The organism is Cupriavidus sp. 05T313 (assembly GCF_056396665.1).
The window spans coordinates 1-20,676 of sequence record NZ_JBFTLX010000077.1 but is presented as its reverse complement, the minus strand read 5'-3'; the positions used below and the strand labels follow the sequence as shown (position 1 = coordinate 20,676).

Below are 20,676 nucleotides of genomic sequence, written 5' to 3'. Positions count from 1 at the left end.
AGCCATGTGCCGCAGGGACGGGTGCTATTGCGGCGGGGGCGCCGGTTTTTGGTTGTACAATGCGGCCCATCGCAAGGCCCCGGCAGGTCCGGCGCGCCTGTGAGCAAATGCGAGCAGTGTTCCCGGTGAGTCCTGACCGCGCCCGAGCCTGCCCTCATTTGTTCATCCCGATACCCCTATGAGCATCAAATCCGATAAGTGGATCCGCCGCATGGCGGAACAGCACGGCATGATCGAGCCGTTCGAGCCCGGCCAGGTACGGGAGGAAGACGGCCGCAAGATCGTGTCGTACGGCACCTCGAGCTACGGCTACGATATCCGCTGCGCCGACGAATTCAAGATATTCACCAATATCAACAGCACCATCGTCGATCCCAAGAACTTCGACGAGAAGTCCTTTGTCGACTTCAAGGGCGATGTCTGCATCATCCCGCCGAACTCCTTCGCGCTGGCCCGCACGATGGAGTATTTCCGCATTCCGCGCAGCGTGCTGACCATCTGCCTGGGCAAGAGCACCTACGCGCGTTGCGGCATCATCGTCAACGTGACCCCGTTCGAACCGGAATGGGAAGGATATGTGACGCTGGAGTTCTCCAACACCACGCCGCTACCCGCCAAGATCTACGCCGGCGAAGGCTGTGCGCAGGTGCTGTTCTTCGAAAGCGATGAGATCTGCGAGACTTCCTACCGCGATCGCGGCGGGAAGTACCAGGGTCAGCAGGGTGTCACACTGCCGAAAACCTGATCGCATACAATGCGCGCGTTGCGGCACGACCGGTAGCACAGCAGGGCGAGCCGGGCCGCGCGCGAAGCCTGAACGTCGAGCCACATGCCGACCCAGGGGGATGAGTCCCCGGGCCATGTGGCTCAAGTCCTTCTTGCCGTCCAAGGATGCCAAATGAAATTCCGCTTCCCCGTCATCATCATCGATGAAGACTTCCGCTCCGAGAACATTTCCGGCTCGGGCATTCGCGCGCTGGCGCAGGCCATCGAGCAAGAAGGCATGGAGGTGATGGGCCTGACCAGCTATGGCGACCTGACCTCGTTCGCGCAGCAGTCCAGCCGTGCCTCCTCGTTCATCGTGTCGATCGACGACGATGAGTTCGTCAGCGAGGACGACCGGCCCGAAGCCGCGGCCATCGAGAAACTGCGTGCCTTCGTCAACGAAGTGCGCCGCCGCAATACCGACCTGCCCATTTTCCTGTACGGCGAGACCCGTACTTCGCGGCATATCCCCAACGATATCCTGCGCGAGCTGCACGGCTTCATCCACATGTTCGAGGACACGCCGGAATTCGTCGCGCGCCACATCATCCGTGAAGCCAGGGTCTACCTGGATTCGCTGGCACCGCCGTTCTTCAAGGCGCTGATCGCCTACGCGCAGGACAGCTCCTACTCGTGGCACTGCCCGGGGCACTCCGGCGGCGTGGCGTTCCTGAAGAGCCCGGTCGGCCAGGTGTTCCACCAGTTCTTCGGCGAGAACATGCTGCGCGCCGACGTCTGCAACGCCGTCGATGAACTCGGCCAGCTGCTTGACCACACCGGCCCGGTGGCGGCATCGGAGCGCAACGCCGCGCGCATCTTCAACTCCGATCACATGTATTTCGTCACCAACGGCACGTCCACCTCGAACAAGATGGTGTGGCATGCCAACGTGGCGCCGGGCGACATCGTGGTGGTGGACCGCAACTGCCACAAGTCGATCCTGCACGCGATCATGATGACGGGCGCGATTCCGGTGTTCCTGATGCCCACGCGCAATCACTACGGCATCATCGGCCCGATCCCGAAGAGCGAGTTCGATCCGGAAACCATCCGCCGCAAGATTGCCGCGCACCCGTTCGCCAGCCAGGCCAAGAACCAGAAGCCGCGCATCCTGACCATCACCCAGGGCACCTACGACGGCGTGCTGTACAACGCCGAGCAGATCAAGGAGATGCTGGCCACCGAGATCGACACGCGCTGGTGGAGGAAAGCATCCAGGAAGCGATGGACTTCCGCCGCGCCATGCGCAAGGTGGAAGGCGACTACGATGCCGGCAACAACGGCGACTGGTGGTTCAAGGTGTGGGGCCCCGAGGCGCTGGTCGAGGACGACATCGGCGACCGCGAAGAGTGGATGCTCAAGGCCAACGAACGCTGGCACGGCTTCGGCGACCTGGCCGATGGCTTCAACCTGCTCGACCCGATCAAGGCCACCATCATCACCCCGGGCCTGGACGTGGACGGCGAGTTCAGCGATCGCGGCATTCCGGCGGCCATCGTCACCAAGTACCTGGCCGAGCACGGCATCATCATCGAGAAGACCGGGTTGTACTCGTTCTTCATCATGTTCACCATCGGCATCACCAAGGGCCGCTGGAACTCGCTGGTAACGGAGCTGCAGCAGTTCAAGGACGACTACGACCAGAACCAGCCGCTGTGGCGCGTGCTGCCGGAATTCGTCGGCAAGCATCCGCAGTATGAGAAGCTCGGCCTGCGCGACCTGTGCGACGCCATCCACAGCGTCTACAAGGCCAACGACGTGGCACGCGTGACCACCGAGATGTACCTGTCGGATATGGAGCCGGCGATGAAGCCCTCGGACGCCTGGGCCATGATGGCCCACCGCGAGATCGAACGCGTGGCGGTCGACGAACTGGAAGGCCGCGTCACCGCCATCCTGCTCACGCCGTACCCGCCGGGCATCCCGCTGCTGATCCCGGGCGAACGCTTCAACCGCATCATCGTGCAGTACCTGAAGTTCGCGCGCGACTTCAACAAGCTGTTCCCCGGTTTCGAAACCGACATCCACGGCCTGGTCGAGGAAGAGGTCGAAGGCGGCGGCAAGGCGTACTTCGTGGATTGCGTGAAGTAAGGCAAGTCGATGGAAAAAGGGCCTCGCATGCGCGAGGCCCTTTTTCTTTTCCCCGGCCTCGGCGGGCAGGCCGGCGCCACGCGCGAGATTGCGATAGAGTTGCGCTCTGTATCCTGGCTCGTGCCCCGCGGTAGTGGCCGGGACTGGACCTATCCAAGCAACTTCGACGGAGCGGAAATGGCATCAGCACGTGCGGTGGAATTGACAGAGTTCGGTGGTCCTGAAGTGATGCGCCTGGTGACGTCGGTGCTGCCGGCGCCGTCGGCCGGCCAGGTGCAACTGCGCCAGACCGCGATCGGTTTCAACTACATCGACATCTACCAGCGTGCGGGCAAGTATCCCTTGCCGTCGCCCACGGGGCTGGGCCACGAAGCCGCCGGCGTGGTCGAGGCCGTGGGCGAGGGCGTGACCGGCCTGCGCGAAGGCGACCGCGTGGTCTACATGCATGCCGGCATCGGCGCCTATGCCGACCGGCGCAACGTGCCGGCCGACAAGCTGGTCAAGTTGCCCGACGGCATTGACGACGTCACGGCGGCGGCAGTCTTCTTCAAGGCAATGACAGCGCAATACCTCGTCAGGAAGACGCATCGCGTGGCGGCCGGCGACATCGTGCTGGTGCATGCCGCCGCGGGTGGCGTGGGGCAGATTCTCAGCAGCTGGGCCAAGGCGCTCGGCGCCACGGTGATCGGCACCGCGGGCTCGCCGGCAAAATGCGAAGTCGCGCTGGCGGCAGGGTGCGATATCGCCATCGACTATTCGCAGCCGGACTGGGTGCGCCAGGTGATTGACGCCAGCGGCGGACGCAAGGCGCGCGTGGTCTACGACTCCGTGGGCAAGCACACCTTCATGGGTTCGCTGGACTGCGCGGCGCCGTTCGGACTGGTGGCGCTGTATGGCGCGGCCTCGGGGCCGGCGCCGGCCATCGAGCCCGAACTGCTCAACAAGAAGGGCTGCCTGTTCCTGACGCGGCCGTCGGTGTTCCCGCACAACGCCGATGCGCAGACCTTCCGCGCCAACGCGGCGGACGTATTCCAGGCCATCGGGCAGGGTGCGATCCGGGCAGCCGTCGGCGCGCGGTATCCGCTTGGGCAGGTGGCCGAAGCGCACCGTGCAGCGGAGGCGCGTGCTACCACCGGCGCTATCGTATTGCTGCCCTGATATTCGTGTCACGGCAGCAAGAAGGCCCCGACTCGCGGGGCCTTCTTGCTGCCGGCGGCCACGGCCGCCGGCGATTCCACTGCTATTTCTTCTTGTCGAACTCGAACTGCGGTGCGGCGGGTTCGCTCTCGGCCGGTGCTGCCGGCAACTCCAGCGTGCCACTGCCAGGACTGCGGGCAGGCAATGGCGCCGAGGCTGGCCCGCTACTCTCACCGCCCAGCGGGATCGTGACCTCCGCCGCGTTGGTATGGTGCAGCGACCCCTTGTCGAGGAACATCGTCACCATGCCCGGCCAGAACATCACCAGCGCCACCATGATCATCTGCAGGCCGACCCAGGGCAGCGCGCCCCAGTAGATGTCGGAGCTCTTCACTTCCTTGGGCGCGATGCCACGCAGGTAGAACAGCGCGAAACCGAAGGGCGGGTGCATGAAGGAGGTCTGCATGTTCACGCACAGCATCACGCCGAACCACACCAGCGCCGCGGTGGCCGCCGCTTCCGGGTTGCCGCCCATCGAGTCGGCGACGACCGGGGCCAGTACCTTGACCGCAACCGGCGCCAGCATCGGCACCACGATGAATGCGATCTCGAAGAAGTCCAGGAAGAAGGCCAGGAAGAAGATGAACAGGTTGACCACCAGCAGGAAGCCGATCCAGCCACCGGGCAGCGAGGTGAACATATGCTCCACCCAGGCGCCGCCGTCCACGCCCTGGAACACCACGGAGAAGCAGGTGGAGCCGATCAGGATGAACACCACCATGGCCGTGATGCGCGCCGTGGACTGGTAGGCATCGATGATCAGCGCGCGCAGCGCGCTTAGTTGTCCGGCACGCAGCAGCAGCCAGGCAATCACCAGGTAGACCACCGCCAGCGGGATGCGGAAGGCGTGCGAGCCAAAGGCGACGGTGCCGACGATGATGGCCACGCCGGTGGCGGCAAGGCCGATGCGGTAGATGGTGCGGTCGAGCTTGCCGAAACCGGGGTCGCGCAGCACCGCCAGCACCAGCGCGCCGACCGCGCCCATGGCGCCGGATTCGGTCGGCGTGGCGATGCCCAGCATGATCGTGCCCAGCACCAGGAAGATCAGCACCGCGCAGGGGATGATGCCGCGCAGGCATTTGCGCCACAGGGGCCAGCCGCGCAGCGTGCGTTCTTCCACCGGCACTGGCGGCAGCCAGTCAGGCTTGATGCGGGTCAGCACGAAGGTGTAGAGCGCGAACAGCGCGATCTGGATCACCGACGGGCCCCAGGCGCCAAGGTACATGCTGCCCACGTCGGCGCTGCCCATCGGGGTCTTGAGCTGGTCGGCCAGCACCACCAGCACCAGCGACGGCGGCACCAGCTGCGTGATGGTGCCCGACGCCGCCAGCACGCCGGTGGCGTACTTCATGTTGTAGCGGTAGCGCATCATCACCGGCAGCGAGATCATTGCCATGGCGATCACCTGGGCCGCCACGGTGCCGGTAATGGCTCCGAGGATAAAGCCCACGATGATGACCGAGTAGCCCAGGCCGCCGCGCACCGGGCCGAACAACTGGCCCATGGAGTCGAGCATATCCTCGGCCAGCCCGCACTTCTCCAGGATCGCCCCCATGAAGGTGAAGAACGGGATGGCCAGCAGCAACTCGTTGGCCAGCACGCTGCCGAACACGCGGCTCGGCACCGCCTGCAGGAAGCTGACCGGGAAGTAACCAAACTGGATGGACAGGATGCCGAAGGCAAGACCCACGGCCGACAGCGAAAATGCGACCGGGAAACCGATCAGCATGAATACCACCAGGCCGCCGAACATCAGCGGCGGCATATATTCCAATGGAATCATTGCACCGGCCTCTCGTATTTCGATTCGATGCGCACCAGGCCCTTGAGGGCGGCAACGCGCTTGATCAGCTCGGATACGCCCTGCAAGGCAAGCAGGCCGAAGCCGAGGGGCACCACCAGCTTGATCGGGTAACGCGGCAGACCGCCGGAATTACCGGATTGCTCGAGGATGCGCCACGAGGGCAGGAACAGCGATTCCCACGACAGCCACATGAACAGCACGCAGGAAGGCAGCAGGAAGAAAATAATGCCGAAGATATCGATCCAGTGTTGCGCGCGCTCCGATACGTTGCCGTAGATCAGGTCCACGCGCACATGCTCGTTGCGCTGGAAGGTATAGGAGGCGCCGAACATCACCGCGATGGCGAACATATACCACTGCAGTTCAAGCGGCCAGTTGTCACTAAGGTTGAAGCCGTAACGCAGCAGGGCGTTGCCTGCGCTGATCAGGCACGACAGCAGGATCATGATGTTTGCAAGCCTGCCCGCGTGCTGATTCAACCTGTCGATCTGTCGTGACAGACCAAGCAAGTAATACATGGGTTGTCTCCCCTGTTTTTGCGGCAATTAGTTTATCTGTAACAATATGCTTCGGCGCTTGGGGCTAATACCTACCGCATTGCGCAAAAATAGAACCAGATAAAAAAAAGCCACCGGGCATGCGCCCTGGCGGCTTTTTTTCAAAGCATTACTTACGTGAAACTTACATTGGCATGCTGCGCTGCAGTGTCGCCAGTGCGTCCGCTTAAAGCGTCGCGCGTACAGCGGCAATGGCTGCGCGAACCTGCGCCGGCGCGGTGCCGCCGATGTGGTTGCGTGCCGCGACCGAGCCTTCCAGCGTCAGCACCTCGTGCACGTCGTCGCCGATCAGCGCCGCCTTGTCGCCCAGGCCGGTGACTTCGCGCAGCTCGGTCACGGTGAGGTCGGCCAGGTCGCAGCGGCGGTCGTCGCAGGCGCGCACCGCGTGGGCCACGGCTTCGTGGGCATCGCGGAAGGGCAGGCCGCGCTTGACCAGGTAGTCGGCCAGGTCCGTGGCGGTGGCGTAGCCCTGCAGCGCGGCGGCGCGCATGGCTTCCGGCTTGACGGAGATGCCCGGCACCATGTCGGCGAAGATGCGCAGCGTGTCGGCCACGGTGTCCACCGTGTCGAACAGCGGCTCCTTGTCTTCCTGGTTATCCTTGTTGTAGGCCAGCGGCTGGCCTTTCATCAGGGTCAGCAGGCCGATCAGGTGGCCGTTGACGCGGCCGGTCTTGCCGCGCGCCAGCTCGGGCACGTCCGGGTTCTTCTTCTGCGGCATGATCGAGCTGCCGGTGCAGAAGCGGTCGGCGATGTCGATAAAGCCCACGCGCGGGCTCATCCAGATCACCAGCTCCTCGGAGAAGCGCGAGATGTGGGTCATCACCAGCGCGGCGGCGGCGCAGAACTCGATGGCGAAGTCGCGGTCGGAGACGGCGTCCAGCGAGTTGCGGCATACGCCGTCGAAACCGAGCTGCTGCGCGACGAATTCACGGTCGATCGGGTAGCTGGTGCCGGCCAGCGCGGCGGCGCCCAGCGGCAGGCGGTTGACGCGGCGGCGGCAGTCGGCCATGCGCTCTGCGTCGCGCGTGAACATTTCCACGTAAGCCAGCAGATGGTGGCCGAAGGTGACCGGCTGGGCCACCTGCAGGTGGGTGAAGCCCGGCAGGATGGTGTCGGCGTTCTTCTCGGCCAGGTCCAGCAGCGCGCCGCGCAGCGCGCCCAGCAGGCCGATGATGGTATCGATTTCGCTGCGCAGCCACAGGCGGATATCGGTGGCGACCTGGTCGTTGCGCGAGCGGCCGGTGTGCAGGCGCTTGCCGGCGTCGCCGACCAGGGCGGTCAGGCGCGCTTCGATATTCAGGTGGACGTCTTCCAGGTCGAGCTTCCACTCGAAGTTGCCCGCCTCGATCTCGCCGCGGATCTGCGTCATGCCGCGCTCGATCTCGGCGCGGTCGGCTTCGGCGATGATCCCTTGCTTGGCCAGCATGGCGGCGTGCGCCAGAGAGCCCTGGATATCGAACAGGGCCAGGCGCTTGTCGAAGAACACCGAAGCGGTGTAGCGCTTCACCAGGTCGGACATCGGTTCGGAGAAGCGGGCGGACCAGGCTTCGCCTTTCTTGGCAAGTTGGGAGGTCATGGGCGGTAAGGCTGGGTTGGCTCGCAAGCCGGCGGCAGGCCGCGGGGCAAACGAGAAAAATCGGCGAAACCGGGATTATATCGCTGCCGGGCGTCTCCCAGCCTTGCCTAAAGCGTGTTGTCGATGACGCGGCCCTTGAACACCACGGGCCCGGTCGGCCCGTTGGGGTCGGGCGAGCCACCCGGCGGCTCCACGCTGATGGCCAGCGCCGGCACCTTGCCCACCGCCTGCGCCACCGCGAGGCGCAATTGCCGCTGGTGTCCGAGCACGCCGAGGGATTGCGGCTTGCCACCGTCCGGCAAGGCCCAGAGCTGCAATACCTGCTCGTCGCTCAGCGGCAGGTGATCCAGGCGGCGCAACGTCAGCGAATGCGAGCGGGCATCCCACGTCACAAGCACGGCGGCTTCGGCGCGGTCGTCGTTCAGCACGGCCACGGCGTTGACCAGGGGCGTGATATCCAGCTGGCGCGCCATGCGCATATTGAGCCCGATCGCCACCGCGGCCACGGCAGCCGTCGCCAGGGTGACGCCGCGCCAGAAGCCTGGCACGTTCCACAGGCGCCGCCACCAGTGCTCCGGTATGCCAGCCTTGGCGGCCGCGTCGGGCATGGGCTGCCAGCCCAGCCGCTGCTCGATGCCGCACCACACCTTGTCGACCGGTTCGGCGGCGGGCTGCAGCTCCGCGATGCCGGACAGCCGCGCCTGCCAGTGCCCGATCGCGTCGCGGATGGCGGGTTCCTGCCGCGCCAGTTGCTCGAGCCGGCGGCGCGCGCCGCCGCGCAACACGCCCAGCGCGTACTGCGCGGCGAGGCGGTCGATCAGGTCGGGGTGGCGGCTGAGATTCATGACAGGCTTTCCAGGCACATGCGCAGCCGTTCCAGGCCGCGCCGTATCCATGACTTGATGGTGCCCAGCGGTACCTGCAACTGTTCGGACAGTTCGCTATGGCTCATGTCCTTCAGGTAGGCCAGCGAGATCGCCTGCCGTTGCGGCTGCTCCAGCCGTTGCAGGCACTGGTTCAACGCCCGCGCTTCCTGGCTGGCGAGCGCCAGTTCGGCCGGGCCGGCCGCATCGTCGGCCATCCACTCGCCCAGGCTGTCGTCCAGTTCCACGGTCTGGCTGGCGCGCGCTGCCGCCTGCCGGCGCAGGCAGTCCAGCGCCCGGTTGCGCACGATGGCCGTCATCCAGGTCATCGGGGCAGCCAGGTGCGGCCGGTAATCGCCGGCGTGATGCCAGATGCTGACGAAACTCTCTTGCACTACGTCCTCGGCCCAGTCATGTCTGTTGGTGATACGCAGCGCGAGGCCAAACAGTTTCGTGGCTGTTTCGTCGTAGAGCTGGCGCAGGGCTTGCCGGTCGCCCAGTGCCGCGGCTTGCAGCAAGGCAGCGAGCCGGTCGGCATCGGCCGGCCTGGGGGCAAAGGACGCGTTGGCGGAGGAGGACACCGTGGGGGATCCCTGGTGAAAAGAGGCAAGTGACGTTTCCGGATTATAGGCACGGCTTGCCGGCGGCATGGCATCGATCGCACCGGTTGTTGCATCCGATCGCGATGCCAGTGCGTAGAAGTGAAAGGCGCCGGCATTTCAACGGATTGCCCTTCGATAACGCAACGCAATCGAGGCGCCACTTCACCCCAAGACAGGAGAACACCATGGAACGCATGCAGTCGATGACCGAGGCGGCGAAGCGCCAGGCAAGCGAGGACACGGAGAGCCGCATCCTTGTTGCGCCGGATGCGCGCCGGCGCGGCCTGCTCAAAGTCCCCGGCCTATTTGCGCTTGGATCGCTGGCGGTGATGAGCCTGGGCGAGTCGATGCCCGCCTGGGCACAGGCCCAGTCCGGCAGCACCAAGGACGATATCGCCATTCTGAATGTAGCCCTCGGGCTGGAATACCAGGCCATCGCGGCTTATCAGGTCGGCGCGGAGAGCGGCCTGCTGCAAAAGCCGGTGCTGGATACCGCGGTCAAGTTCCAGACGCACCACAAGGCGCACGCGCAAGTGCTGGCGGGCACCGTGTCCAAGCTGGGCGGCAGCCCGGTGATGGCGAAGAAGCCGGCCGAGTACAGCTTCCCGACCGACCAGCTCAAGACGCAGGCCGATGTGCTGCGCTTTGCCGCCGGGCTGGAAAAAGGTGCCACCGCGGCTTATCTGGGCGTGCTGCCAAATTTCCATAACCGCGAGCTGACCAAGGCCGCGGGCAGCATCCTGGGCGATGAGGCGATGCATTGGGCGGTGCTGCTGTCCGTGCTCGGCGAAGATCCGGTGCCGGGCGCGTTCGTTGGCTGAGCCGCAGGCGGGGGGTGTGGGCTCGCTTGCCGCCCTGGCCGGGAGATAAGCTGCTGTAAGGCAAGCCATGCTCTGCGCCGTCCGGCCTGCGGGCCGGACGGGTTCTCCCGCCATGGTGCCAGTCACCATGGCGGGACTTTTTTGCAACGCCAGGGCGTCGCCTTGCTTCAGCCGCTGTTGCGCAGGCCCGCGGCCACGCCGTTGATGGTCAGGTGGATGCCGCGCCGCACGCGGATGTCGTCGCCATCCTTGCCCGAGCGGTAGCGCTTGAGCAATTCCACCTGCAAGTGGTTGAGCGGGTCCAGGTAGGCGAAGCGGTTCTTGATCGAGCGGGCCAGCAGCGGGTTGTCGGCCAGGCGCTCATGACGGCCGGTGATCAGCGCCAGCATCTCGCAGGTCAGGTGCCACTCGGCGCTGATGCGCGCGAACACGCTCTTGCGCAGCGCGGGATCCTCGCAAAGCTGCGCGTAGCGCGAGGCCACGGCCAGGTCGGTCTTGGCCAGCACCATGTCCATATTGGACAGCAGCGTGGAGAAGAACGGCCAGCTCTTGACCATGCGGCGCAGCGTGGCGACGGCCGCCTTGTGCGCCTTCTCGTCCGGCGCCTCGTCCAGCAGCGCCTTGACCGCGCTGCCGAAACCGTACCAGCCCGGCAGCAGCAGGCGGCACTGGCCCCAGGAAAAGCCCCAGGGAATCGCGCGCAGGTCTTCGATGCGGCGCTGCTTCTTGTCCATCAGCTTGCGCGAAGCCGGACGCGAACCCAGGTTCAGGTCGGCGATCTCGGTGATCGGCGTGGTGGCGAAGAAGTAGTCCTTGAAGCCCGGGGTCTCGTAGACGAGGGCGCGATAGGAGCTGAAAGCGCGATCGGAGAGCTGTTGCATCACCGCTTCGAACGTGACGAGGTCCTTGGGCGCGTTCTGCGTCGGCAGCAGGGAGGCTTCCAGCGTGGCGGCGATCACCGTTTCCAGGTTGCGCCGGCCGATCTCGGCGTTGGCGAACTTGCTGTTGATGATCTCGCCCTGCTCGGTCAGGCGGATCTGCCCGTTGACCGTGCCAGGCGGCTGCGACAGGATGGCCTGGTAGGTCGGGCCACCGCCACGGCCGACGGTGCCGCCGCGGCCGTGGAACAGGCGCAGCTTGACGCGCCGCGCCTCGAACACCTGCACCAGCGCCAGCTCGGCCTTGTACAGCTCCCAGTTGGAGGTGAGGAAGCCGCCGTCCTTGTTGGAGTCGGAGTAGCCCAGCATCACTTCCTGCTCGCCGCCGTGATGGGCGATCACCGAGGCGAAGCCCGGCAACTCCAGCAGCGACTGCATGATGCCGGCGGCGTTGCGCAGATCCTCGATGGTCTCGAACAGCGGGATCACCATCAGTTCCGGGCGTGCCGGGTCGGTCTTGCTGCCCAGCGTGCCGCGCAGCATGCCGGCTTCCTTCTGCAGCAGCATCACTTCGACCAGGTCCGACAGCGTCTCGGTGTGCGAGATGATGTAGTTGCGGGCCACGCGCGCGCCGTAGCGGGCGCGTAGCTCGCGGGCCATGTTCAGGATGGCCAGCTCGCTGCGGGTCTGCTCGGAATAGGTATGCCAGGGCAGGGTCAGCAGGCGCGGCTGGCGCAGCTCGGCCAGCAGCAGCTCCAGCTTGCGCGCTTCCGTCAGGGCGGCATAGTTGGCCTCCACACCAGCGGCGGCGAACAGTTCCGTGATCACGGCCTCGTGCACGTCGGACACCTGGCGCATGTCGATCGACGCCAGGTGGAAGCCGAACACGGCGATGGCCTTGGCCAGCGCGTCGATGCGGGTGCGTGCCAGCGCCTCGCCGTGGTGGGCGCGCAGCGAGTCGATCACGACCTGCACGTCGGCGCCGAAGGACTGCGCGTCGGCATAGGGCGCGGCGTCGGCCACCGGGTGGCGCGGCGCGGCCTGCCCGGTGACGGCCAGGCAGGTTGCCGCCAGGCGCGCATAGATGCCGATCAGGGCGCGGCGGTACGGCTCGTCGGCGCGGTGCTCGGAATGGTCGGGCGAGGCTTCGGCCAGCGCCAGCAGTGCCGGGCTCGCTTCCACCATCAGGCTCGACATCGACAGCTCCGCGCCCAGCACGTGGACTTCGTCCAGGTACCACTCCAGGATCAGCGCGGACTGCTTGCTGGCAGCCTGCTCCAGCGTGTCGGCGGTGACGTTGGGGTTGCCGTCGCGGTCGCCGCCGATCCACGAGCCCATCTGGAAGAAGGGCGCGAGCTGGGTCGAGGCGGCCGGCGCGGCCTTGTTCTTGCGCGTGGCGGGGAACACCGCGGCGATGTCCTCTTCCAGTTCGCTCATCAGCTGCGGGATGCCGCGCAGGAAACAGGTACGGTAGTAGGACAGTGCGTTCTCGATCTCGTCAACCACCATCAGCCGCGTATTGCGCAGCATGCGGGTCTGCCACAGCGTGGTGACGCGGGCGCGCAGCAGTGCGGTGTTGTGGTCGCGCTCGCGCGCGGTCATCGGCAGATCGCGCTCGGCCAGCAGGCGGGCGATCTCGCGCTCGGCGTCGAGAATACTCTTGCGCTGGACTTCGGTCGGGTGGGCGGTCAGCACCGGCACGATCAGCGCTTCGTCGAAGAACTTGCGCAGCGTCTTGCCGGTCACGCCGGCCGCGTCGATGGCCTGCAGCGCGTGCGCCAGGCTGCCCGGCTGCGGCGGCGAGCCGGCCAGTGCGTGCACGCGCCGGCGGCGGTTGTGGTGCTGGTCCTCGGCGATATTGGCCAGGTGCGAGAAATAGCTGAAGGCACGCACCACCGAGTTGGTCTGGTCGCGCGACAGGCGCTTGAGCAGCCGGTCCAGCTCGGCGCCGGCGGCGCGGTCGTTCTCGCGGCGAAAGCGCACGGCGGTCTGGCGGATGGTCTCGACCACCTCGAAGGCGGCGTCGCCTTCCTGCTCGCGCAGGCACTCACCCAGCAAGCGGCCCAGGAAGCGGATGTCCTCGCGCAGGGGGACGTCCTTGTCACTGGCGCGCCGCGCCGGGGCGCTTGCCGCAGGCTTCGCGACGGCGGTGCGCTTGCGGCCGGCGGTCTTGGCAGATGGAGTGGCTGGGGTACTTGCGGGAACCAAAGCGGAAGCTACTACGGTATCGGGGGCGTCTGCCCGGCTGGCGGTTGGCTTACGCCGGCCGGCGGGGCGCGCAGCTTGCTGCGTCATGCAATCTCCTGTCATCTCTTATTTAATGTCTGCTGTCTATTGGCCCGGAGCCGCTTGGGGTGCGTGCTAACATTCGCGGATGCAAGCATCCGTTCCCCCGTCTTCCTCCAGCGCCGCACCGCGCAAGCTAGTCATCGCCTCCCGCGAAAGCCGTCTGGCTATGTGGCAGGCCGAGCATGTGCGTGCTGCGTTGCAACAATACTATCCCGCGTGCGATGTGTCCATTCTCGGAATGACTACGCGCGGAGATCAGATTCTAGACCGTACCTTGTCCAAAGTCGGCGGCAAGGGCCTGTTCGTAAAGGAACTCGAGATCGCGATGGCCGAAGGCCGCGCCGACCTCGCCGTGCACTCCCTGAAAGATGTGCCGATGGAGTTACCTGAAGGCTTTGCCCTGGCCGCCATCATGGAACGCGAGGATCCGCGCGACGCGCTGGTTTCGGCCCGCTTCGGCTCGCTCGAAGCCATGCCAGCGGGTACCGTGGTCGGCACTTCCAGCCTGCGCCGCGAGGCCGCGCTGCGCACCCGCTACCCGCATCTTGTGATCCAGCCGCTGCGTGGCAATCTCGACACCCGGCTCGGCAAGCTCGATCGCGGCGATTATGGGGCCATCATCCTGGCCGCCGCCGGCCTCAAGCGCCTGGGCCTGGGCGATCGCATCCGCGCCGTGCTCGATCCCGTCAGTTCGCTGCCGGCCGCCGGGCAGGGGGCGCTTGGCATCGAGATTCCGGCCGGGCGTCCCGAGCTGGCCGCCTGGCTGGCGCCGCTCAACCATGCGCCCAGCGCGCTGGCCGTTACCGCCGAGCGCGCCGTGTCGCGCATGCTGGGCGGTTCCTGCCAGGTGCCGTTGGCAGCCCACGCAAGCTGGGATGGCGCAACGCTGAAGATCGAGGCCTTCGTGGCGTTGCCCGACGGCAGCCGCTGCGTGCGGGCCCGGTCCGAAGCGGTGGTCGAGGGTGCCGATGCACCCCACCAGGCGGAAGCGCTCGGCAAGGCCGTCGCCCAGGATCTGCTGGGACAAGGCGCAGCCGAGATCCTGGCGACGCTGGCGGATCCCGCCTCCCATCAAGCTCCTCCTGCCTGAGACCGGCCCATGCCCCGCCCGACTGTCGTTGTAACACGACCCGCCGGGCAGTCCCGGCAACTCACCGAGGCCTTGTCGGCCGCGGGCCTGGACGTGCTTGGCTTTCCCCTGCTGGCGATCGGCCCCGCGGCCGACGATGCACCCTTGCGCGCGGCGCTGGCGCAACTGGCGGACTTTGCGCTGGTGGTCTTCGTCAGCCCCAATGCTGTGGCTTTCGCGCTCGACGCGCTGGCCCAGATTCAGGACAAGCCCGTACCGCAATGGCCTGAATCCGTGCCGGTGGCCGTGGTCGGCCCAGCCAGCGTGGCCGCACTGGCCGAGCGTGGCATTGCCGCGCCTGCCTGCCGGGTGATCGCGCCCGCCGGCTGCACGACCGGCCATGAGGCCGACAACGGTGATGCCGCCAATGGTGGCGAAGGCGCCGAAGCCCGCTTCGATTCCGAGGCGCTGTGGCAGCAACTCGAGGCCCAGCTTGACGCCGGCGCCCTGCAAGGGCGCCAGGTCTTGATCATCCGTGGCAACGGGGGACGCGACTGGCTGGCCGAACGCCTGCGCGGCGCGGGCGCCGAGGTGCGCGCGGTCGAGGCCTACCAGCGCTCCGTCCCCACGCCCGGCAGCATGCAATGGCAGGCCGTGCGCGACGGCCTCAAGCCGGGCGCGCCGCCGCAGGCGTGGCTGCTGACCAGTTCCGAGGCGGTGCGCAATCTCGATGAAATGGCGCGCCAGGCACTGAGCCCGCAAGAACTGGCTTGCCTGCGCCAGGTGCAGTGCATCGCGCCCCATGCGAGAATCGCCGAACAGGCCCAGGCCCTGGGGTTCTCGCACCTGCTGCGCGCGGCGCCGGGGGACGATGGTCTGCTGGCGGCTTGCCGCCAGTGGGCGCAGGCGCATGCCGGTCCGCCGGAGCCGATGCCCGCGCCACCGGTCGCCCCGGCGCCAGTCCCGGCCGTGGCACCGCCGCCGGTGCTTGCGCCGGACCCGCAAATCAATCCACCGCCCGCAACGTCAACGAAGGTCGATCGCGTGACGCAAGACAATACCGCTCCTCCCGCCTCCAGTCCGCCCCCCGCGGCTGGCGCCCCGCTGCCCGTCCGCGGCACGCCTCGCATCAACCCGTGGTGGGTGCTGCTGCTCCTGTTGATCCTCGCCATTGGTGGCGGGTTCTGGTGGTTGCAGCAGCGCGTCGACCACCTGACCCAGGAGTTGGCGCGGCGCCAGCAGAGCAACGATGCGCTGGTGCAGGAAACCCGCGTGCTGTCGCGCAATGCGCAGGAAACCGTGAAGGAGTTGCAGGCCAAGGTTGGCGCGCTGGACGGGCAGGTGGGCGAGGCGCGCGACAAGCAAGCCGCGCTGGAGCAGGTCTACCAGGACCTGATGCGCAACCGTGACGATTGGGAGATCGCGGAGATCCAGCAACTGCTGACCAACGCGGGCCAGCAACTGCAGCTGACAGGCAATGTGCAGGTCGCGCTGGCGGCGCTGCAAAGCGCCGATACGCGCCTGGCGCGCACTGACAAGCCGCAATACAATCTGCTGCGCCGGGCCATCGCACGCGATGTGGCGCGCATGAAAGCCGTGCCGGATACCGACCTGACCGGCGCCGCCATCAAGCTCGACGAAGCCATCAACCAGATCGACACGCTGCCACTGCTGTCGAGCGAGCGCATGCTCGAGCGCAGCGAAGCCGATGCGCGCAAATCGGACGCAAAGGCGGAGGTGGCCGAAAAAGCGGAAAAAGCCGATAAGGCCGATACGGCCGCAAAGCCGGCCACCGGCAAGGGCGCCAGGAATGCCACCAAGGCCGAGCCGGCACCGGCCGGCAACACGGTCGGCAAATGGTTTGGCGGCCTGTGGGCCAGCGTGCGCGACGAGTTGATGCAGGTTATCCGCATCCGGCGCGTGGACGATGCCCAGGCCTTGCTGCTGACCGGCGACCAGGGCTGGTTCCTGCGCGAGAACGTCAAGCTGCGCCTGCTCAATGCGAGGCTGGCGCTGCTGTCGCGCAACGAACCGGTGTTCCGCAATGACCTGGCGGCCGCGCAAGCCATGCTGGGGCGCTATTTCGACACCAAGTCGCGCCGCGTTCAGGCCGCGCTGACCCTGCTCAAGCAGGCCCAGGCTGGTGCCGTCACGGTGCAGTTGCCGACCATGGCGGAAAGCCTCGGCGCGCTGCAGGCGCTCAAGAAGGAGTAGCGCATGCGGCTTCTTTTCTGGGTGGCTATCCTGTTTGGCGGCGCGGTCGGGCTGGCGCTGTTCACGCAATTCAACCAAAGCAACGTGGTCCTGTTCTACCCGCCTTACCGGGTCGAACTCTCGCTGAACCTGGCACTGGCGCTGCTGCTGCTGACGTTCTTCGTGGTCTGGACCATCCTCACTACCGTGCGGCACCTGTCCGAGATGCCGGCGCGCGCCGCCGCGTATCGCGAGCGCAGCCGCATGAACCGGGCGCAGGCCGCCTTGCGCGAGGCGATCGAGAACCTCTTCGCCGGCCGTTTCGCCCGCGCCGAACGCACCGCGCGTGAAGCCCAGGCCTGGCCCGAGCAGGCCCAGACCGCGGCGCTGATCGGCGCGCGCGCGGCACACCGCATGCAGGAAACCGAGCGGCGCGATGCCTGGATGGCGCAGGTGACCGATCCCGAGCGCGAACAGGCGCGGCTGGTGTCGATGGCCGAGTTGCTGGTCGACGCGCGCGATGCCGACGGCGCGCTGGAAACCATCGCCCAACTGCAGGCGCAGGGCGCGCGCCAGATCCACGTGCAGCGTATCGCGCTGCGGGCTCACCAGCACCTGAAGAACTGGACCGAAGTCCTGCGCCTGGCGCGCTCGCTGGAAAAGCGCAATGCGCTGCATCCGGTGCTGGCGCTGCGTCTCAAGCAGATGGCCTGCGAAGCCCTGTTGGAAGAGCGCCGCCACGACGGCGACGCGCTGCATGATTTCTGGCGCTCGTTATCGACCGACGAACGGCGTGCGGCCCGCATCGCCGAACCCGCGGCGCGCTATTTCGCTGCGCTGGGCCGGCAGGATGAGGCGCGCAAGATTGTGGAGGATGCGCTCAAGGCCAACTGGGATAGCCGGCTGGTATTGCGCTACGCGGAGTGCGCCGAGCCGGGACGTGCGCTGCCGCAGATCCAGCAGGCGGAGAAATGGCTGGCGCAGCATCCGGTCGATGCGGACCTTTACTTCACGCTGGGTGTGCTTTGCCTTGGAGAGAAGCTGTGGGGCAAGGCGCAGTCGAGTTTTGAGCGGGCGTTGCGCTATGCGGATGTGGATTCGCAGCGACGGCTGCGGGTCCGGGCGCATCTGGCGCTGGCCAAGATGTTTGAGGAAACCGAGCGGCCCGACGAGGCGCAGAAGCACTATCGGGAGAGTGCGATTCTGGCGGCGTGAGGGTTGGGTTGGGGGTGTTCCTCCCCTCTCCCTGAGGGGAGAGGGAGAGACCGCCGTCGTCATGGCAGATGGTTTTGGCCCAGCCAGTCGGCTTCGTTCCGCGTCGCGGGTTTTTCAGGCCGTCCCAATCCTGGCCTTTTCCTTCACCACCGCATACCGCGCCAATGTCTCCTTCCGGGCAACGTCATGCTGGACGATGGGCCGCGGGTAGTGTTCCCCGAGCCTGACACCGGCCGCCAGCAGCACGTCCTCCGAAGCCGTCCACGGCGCATGTATGTACTTGTCCGGCAATCGCGCCAGTTGCGGCAGGTACTTCCGGATAAACCGTCCCTGCGGATCGAACTTTTCCGATTGCGTGGTCGGGTTGAAGATCCGGAAGTAGGGCTGGGCATCGCAGCCCGTGGACGCGGCCCATTGCCAGCCGCCGTTGTTCGCCGAGAAATCGAAGTCGTTCAGCTGGTCGGCAAAGTACTGCTCCCCTCGCCGCCAGTCCACACCCAGATCCTTGACCAGGAAACTCGCCGCCACCATCCGCAGCCGGTTGTGCATGTAACCGCTTTGCCGGATCTGCAGCATGGCCGCATCCACCAGCGGATAGCCGGTCCGCGCGTCGCACCAGGCCTGGAAATAGCGCTCGCCGGTCTCGCCGCCGAGCCAGCGGATGGCGTCATAGGCTGCGTGGAAGGCATGGCCCGCGGCAACGCGCGGATGGTGGTGCAGGATCATGAAATAAAAATCCCGCCAGATCAGTTCCGATAGCCAGGTAGCGGCGCCCGCGCTTTCCGCGCCGCCGCGCAGCGTGGCAGCGTGGGCGGCGCGGGCCAGCGTCCGGATCGACAGGGTGCCAAAGCGCAGGTGGACCGACAGGTAGCTCGGGCCGCGCAGGGCGGGGAAGTCGCGCCGGCGCGCGTAGTCGCCCATGCGGCCGCAGAACTCGTCGAATAGCGCGTGGGCGCCGGCGCTGCCGGCGGGCATGGCGATCTCGGCGAGGTTGGAGGGAGCGAATCCCAGAGACGCCAGTGCAGGCAGCGGCCGCGCATACGGCCGGGGTACGGGAGCCAGCGTTTTCAGATATGGCTCGACCGGATAGGGCTTGAGGTCGAACGGCAGCAGCGCCTTGAGCCAGGCGTTCTTATAGGGCGTGAATACCGAGAACGGCTTGCCCTGGCCGGTCAGGATCTCATCCCGCTCGAAGATCACCTGGTCCTTGAAGGTGAAGAAGGCGCAGGACTGGTCCGCGAGCGTTTGCCGCACCTCGGCATCGCGGGCCTGCGCGGCGGGTTCGTAGTCGTGGTTGGCGAACACGGCTTCGGCGCCCAGTTCGGCCGCCAGCGCGGGAACGGCCTTGCGCGCGTGGTCGTGCAGCACGATCAGGCCGCCGCCGGCGGCGCGCAGGGTGGCATGGAGGGGTGCCAGCGAGGCGAGGATGAATGCCACCCGGCGGTCGGCGGCCAGGCCGCGTGCCAGCAGCGGATCCAGGATCTCGCGGTCGAATACGAACACGCACCATACCTGGCGGCAGTGCTTGAGGGCATAATGCAGCGCCGCGTGATCGTCGGCGCGCAGGTCGCGCCGGAACCAGGCCAGCCCGCGCGCGAACCGCCGGTCGATCCGGTAGGGCTGGCGCATATCGGCGGTGGGCGAGGGCAAGATCGGACGCTCCGGAAACGGGTGGAAGAAGCCTGTTACCCTACCATACCGGCAGGGGTGCGCCGCACCGCGGACAGCCCCCCGGCAAACCGGGCAGAGGCGCCGTTCCGGCGGCGCCGCACCAGTAATCCAGAATTCAGATATCAAGAAGCAAGCCATGGCCATGACACTCGACCGCATCCTTCAATCCCAGGGCTTCGGGACCCGCCGCTATTGCGGCGACCTGATCGGCGCCGGCCTGGTGGAGGTCGACGGCGTCCTGTGCGAGGATCCGGCCGCAAAGTTCGAAGTCGACGGACTGCGCCTGACCGTGGACGGCGAGGAGTGGATCGGCCACACCAAGGCCTATCTGCTGCTGAACAAGCCGGTGGGCTACGAATGCTCGCAACGGCCGCGCCACCATCCCAGCGTGTATAACCTGCTGCCGGTGCCGTTGCGCCAGCGCGAGGTGCAGGCGGTGGGGCGGCTGGACCAGGACACCACCGGCCTGCTGCTGCTGTCGGACGACGGCCAGTTCATCCATGCCCAGACTTCGCCCAAGAAGAAGGTACCCAAGGTCTACGAAGTGACAACAGCCGAGCCGGTCACCCAGGCGCAGGTCGATGCCCTGCTGGCGGGCGTGAAGCTGGACGACGAACCCGTGTCGATCGCTGCCGCCGCCTGCGAGGCCACCAGCGAGCGCAGCCTGCGCCTCAGCCTGACCGAAGGCAAATACCATCAGGTCAAGCGGATGGTGGCCGCGGCCGGCAACCATGTGGAAGCCCTGCACCGCAGCGCCATCGGCGGGCTCGTGCTGGAGCCGACGCTGGCGCTGGGCGAGTGGCGCTGGCTCACGCAGGAAGACCTGGCCGCGCTCACGCGCAAGGAGTAGGGAACAGGGCCGGCAGGAAAGCGCACCGGGAAGCGTCGGGATGCTGCAATGCGGCATCCGCGAATCTTTTCCGGAAGGATGGCAACGATTTGATAAAATGCAGGGATGGCGACGCTGGAAGCCCCAATCAATCTCACCAATCAGTTCCTGATTGCCATGCCCGGCATGGCAGACCCGACTTTTTCGGGTTCCGTCGTCTACTTGTGCGAGCACAATGACCGCGGCGCGCTGGGCC

General features: G+C 66.6%; 15 protein-coding genes and 1 pseudogene. 9 read left to right on the top strand and 7 right to left on the bottom strand.

Features of this window, described 5'->3' with window-relative positions:
- Positions 1–178: 178 nt before the first annotated feature.
- The 3 genes and pseudogenes from dcd to AC1DKD_RS18200 all read left to right on the top strand — a co-directional run bounded on the left by dcd (position 179) and on the right by AC1DKD_RS18200 (position 4,014).
- A complete protein-coding gene (gene dcd, locus AC1DKD_RS18210; protein WP_017230746.1) occupies positions 179–745 on the top strand; it encodes a dCTP deaminase in 567 nt (188 codons plus the stop codon).
- A gap of 153 nt (positions 746–898) precedes the next feature.
- Positions 899–2,856, top strand: a pseudogene (locus AC1DKD_RS18205) (Orn/Lys/Arg family decarboxylase).
- Between the two features lie 177 nt (positions 2,857–3,033).
- The gene (locus AC1DKD_RS18200) at positions 3,034–4,014 is read left to right on the top strand and encodes a quinone oxidoreductase family protein (protein WP_441624987.1); all 981 of its coding nucleotides are present in this window, start codon (positions 3,034–3,036) and stop codon (positions 4,012–4,014) included.
- Between the two features lie 82 nt (positions 4,015–4,096).
- On the opposite strand, the gene AC1DKD_RS18195 is transcribed toward AC1DKD_RS18200, so the two are convergent.
- From AC1DKD_RS18195 to AC1DKD_RS18175, 5 genes are all read right to left on the bottom strand, one after another.
- Entirely contained in the window at positions 4,097–5,836 is a 1,740-nt protein-coding gene (locus tag AC1DKD_RS18195; protein WP_441624985.1) for a TRAP transporter large permease, read from the bottom strand.
- On the bottom strand, positions 5,833–6,375 hold the full coding sequence (locus tag AC1DKD_RS18190; RefSeq protein WP_477143540.1) for a TRAP transporter small permease subunit: 543 nt from the start codon (positions 6,373–6,375) through the stop codon (positions 5,833–5,835). Before AC1DKD_RS18190 ends, AC1DKD_RS18195 begins: the two co-directional genes overlap by 4 nt.
- A gap of 205 nt (positions 6,376–6,580) precedes the next feature.
- Positions 6,581–7,990: an argininosuccinate lyase gene (argH, locus tag AC1DKD_RS18185; protein WP_441624983.1), complete on the bottom strand. Its 1,410-nt coding sequence runs from the start codon at positions 7,988–7,990 to the stop codon at positions 6,581–6,583.
- 107 nt (positions 7,991–8,097) lie between these two features.
- Positions 8,098–8,835 (bottom strand): anti-sigma factor, encoded by a 738-nt coding sequence (locus AC1DKD_RS18180; RefSeq protein ID WP_477111282.1) that lies wholly within the window; start codon positions 8,833–8,835, stop codon positions 8,098–8,100.
- Positions 8,832–9,503: a sigma-70 family RNA polymerase sigma factor gene (locus AC1DKD_RS18175; RefSeq protein WP_441624979.1), complete on the bottom strand. Its 672-nt coding sequence runs from the start codon at positions 9,501–9,503 to the stop codon at positions 8,832–8,834. Before AC1DKD_RS18175 ends, AC1DKD_RS18180 begins: the two co-directional genes overlap by 4 nt.
- A 155-nt stretch (positions 9,504–9,658) precedes the next feature.
- Between AC1DKD_RS18175 and AC1DKD_RS18170 the strand changes: the two genes are divergently transcribed.
- Positions 9,659–10,276 carry a ferritin-like domain-containing protein gene (locus AC1DKD_RS18170; protein ID WP_428177847.1) on the top strand — a complete coding sequence of 206 codons (618 nt, stop codon included), beginning with the start codon at positions 9,659–9,661 and terminating at the stop codon, positions 10,274–10,276.
- Between the two features lie 167 nt (positions 10,277–10,443).
- Here the strand turns inward: AC1DKD_RS18170 and ppc are convergent, their stop codons facing one another.
- Positions 10,444–13,449 carry a phosphoenolpyruvate carboxylase gene (ppc, locus tag AC1DKD_RS18165; protein ID WP_477111281.1) on the bottom strand — a complete coding sequence of 1,002 codons (3,006 nt, stop codon included), beginning with the start codon at positions 13,447–13,449 and terminating at the stop codon, positions 10,444–10,446.
- Between the two features lie 79 nt (positions 13,450–13,528).
- Between ppc and hemC the strand changes: the two genes are divergently transcribed.
- The 3 genes from hemC to AC1DKD_RS18150 are packed head-to-tail and all read left to right on the top strand — an operon-like array spanning position 13,529 to position 17,920.
- Complete coding sequence (gene hemC / locus AC1DKD_RS18160) at positions 13,529–14,533, top strand: hydroxymethylbilane synthase (protein ID WP_441624975.1); 1,005 nt, start codon at positions 13,529–13,531, stop codon at positions 14,531–14,533.
- 9 nt (positions 14,534–14,542) lie between these two features.
- Complete coding sequence (gene hemDX / locus AC1DKD_RS18155; protein ID WP_477111280.1) at positions 14,543–16,726, top strand: fused uroporphyrinogen-III synthase HemD/membrane protein HemX; 2,184 nt, start codon at positions 14,543–14,545, stop codon at positions 16,724–16,726.
- A gap of 3 nt (positions 16,727–16,729) precedes the next feature.
- The gene (locus AC1DKD_RS18150) at positions 16,730–17,920 is read left to right on the top strand and encodes a heme biosynthesis protein HemY (protein WP_045235965.1); all 1,191 of its coding nucleotides are present in this window, start codon (positions 16,730–16,732) and stop codon (positions 17,918–17,920) included.
- A gap of 114 nt (positions 17,921–18,034) precedes the next feature.
- Here the strand turns inward: AC1DKD_RS18150 and AC1DKD_RS18145 are convergent, their stop codons facing one another.
- Positions 18,035–19,549, bottom strand: a complete 1,515-nt coding sequence (locus tag AC1DKD_RS18145) for a cryptochrome/photolyase family protein (protein WP_477111301.1) — start codon at positions 19,547–19,549, stop codon at positions 18,035–18,037.
- Positions 19,550–19,733: 184 nt separating this feature from the next.
- On the opposite strand from AC1DKD_RS18145, the gene AC1DKD_RS18140 reads away from it, so the two are divergent.
- Positions 19,734–20,441 carry a pseudouridine synthase gene (locus tag AC1DKD_RS18140; RefSeq protein ID WP_441625018.1) on the top strand — a complete coding sequence of 236 codons (708 nt, stop codon included), beginning with the start codon at positions 19,734–19,736 and terminating at the stop codon, positions 20,439–20,441.
- A gap of 105 nt (positions 20,442–20,546) precedes the next feature.
- On the top strand, positions 20,547–20,676 hold a 130-nt coding region (locus AC1DKD_RS18135), incomplete at its 3' end, for a YqgE/AlgH family protein (protein WP_477143542.1).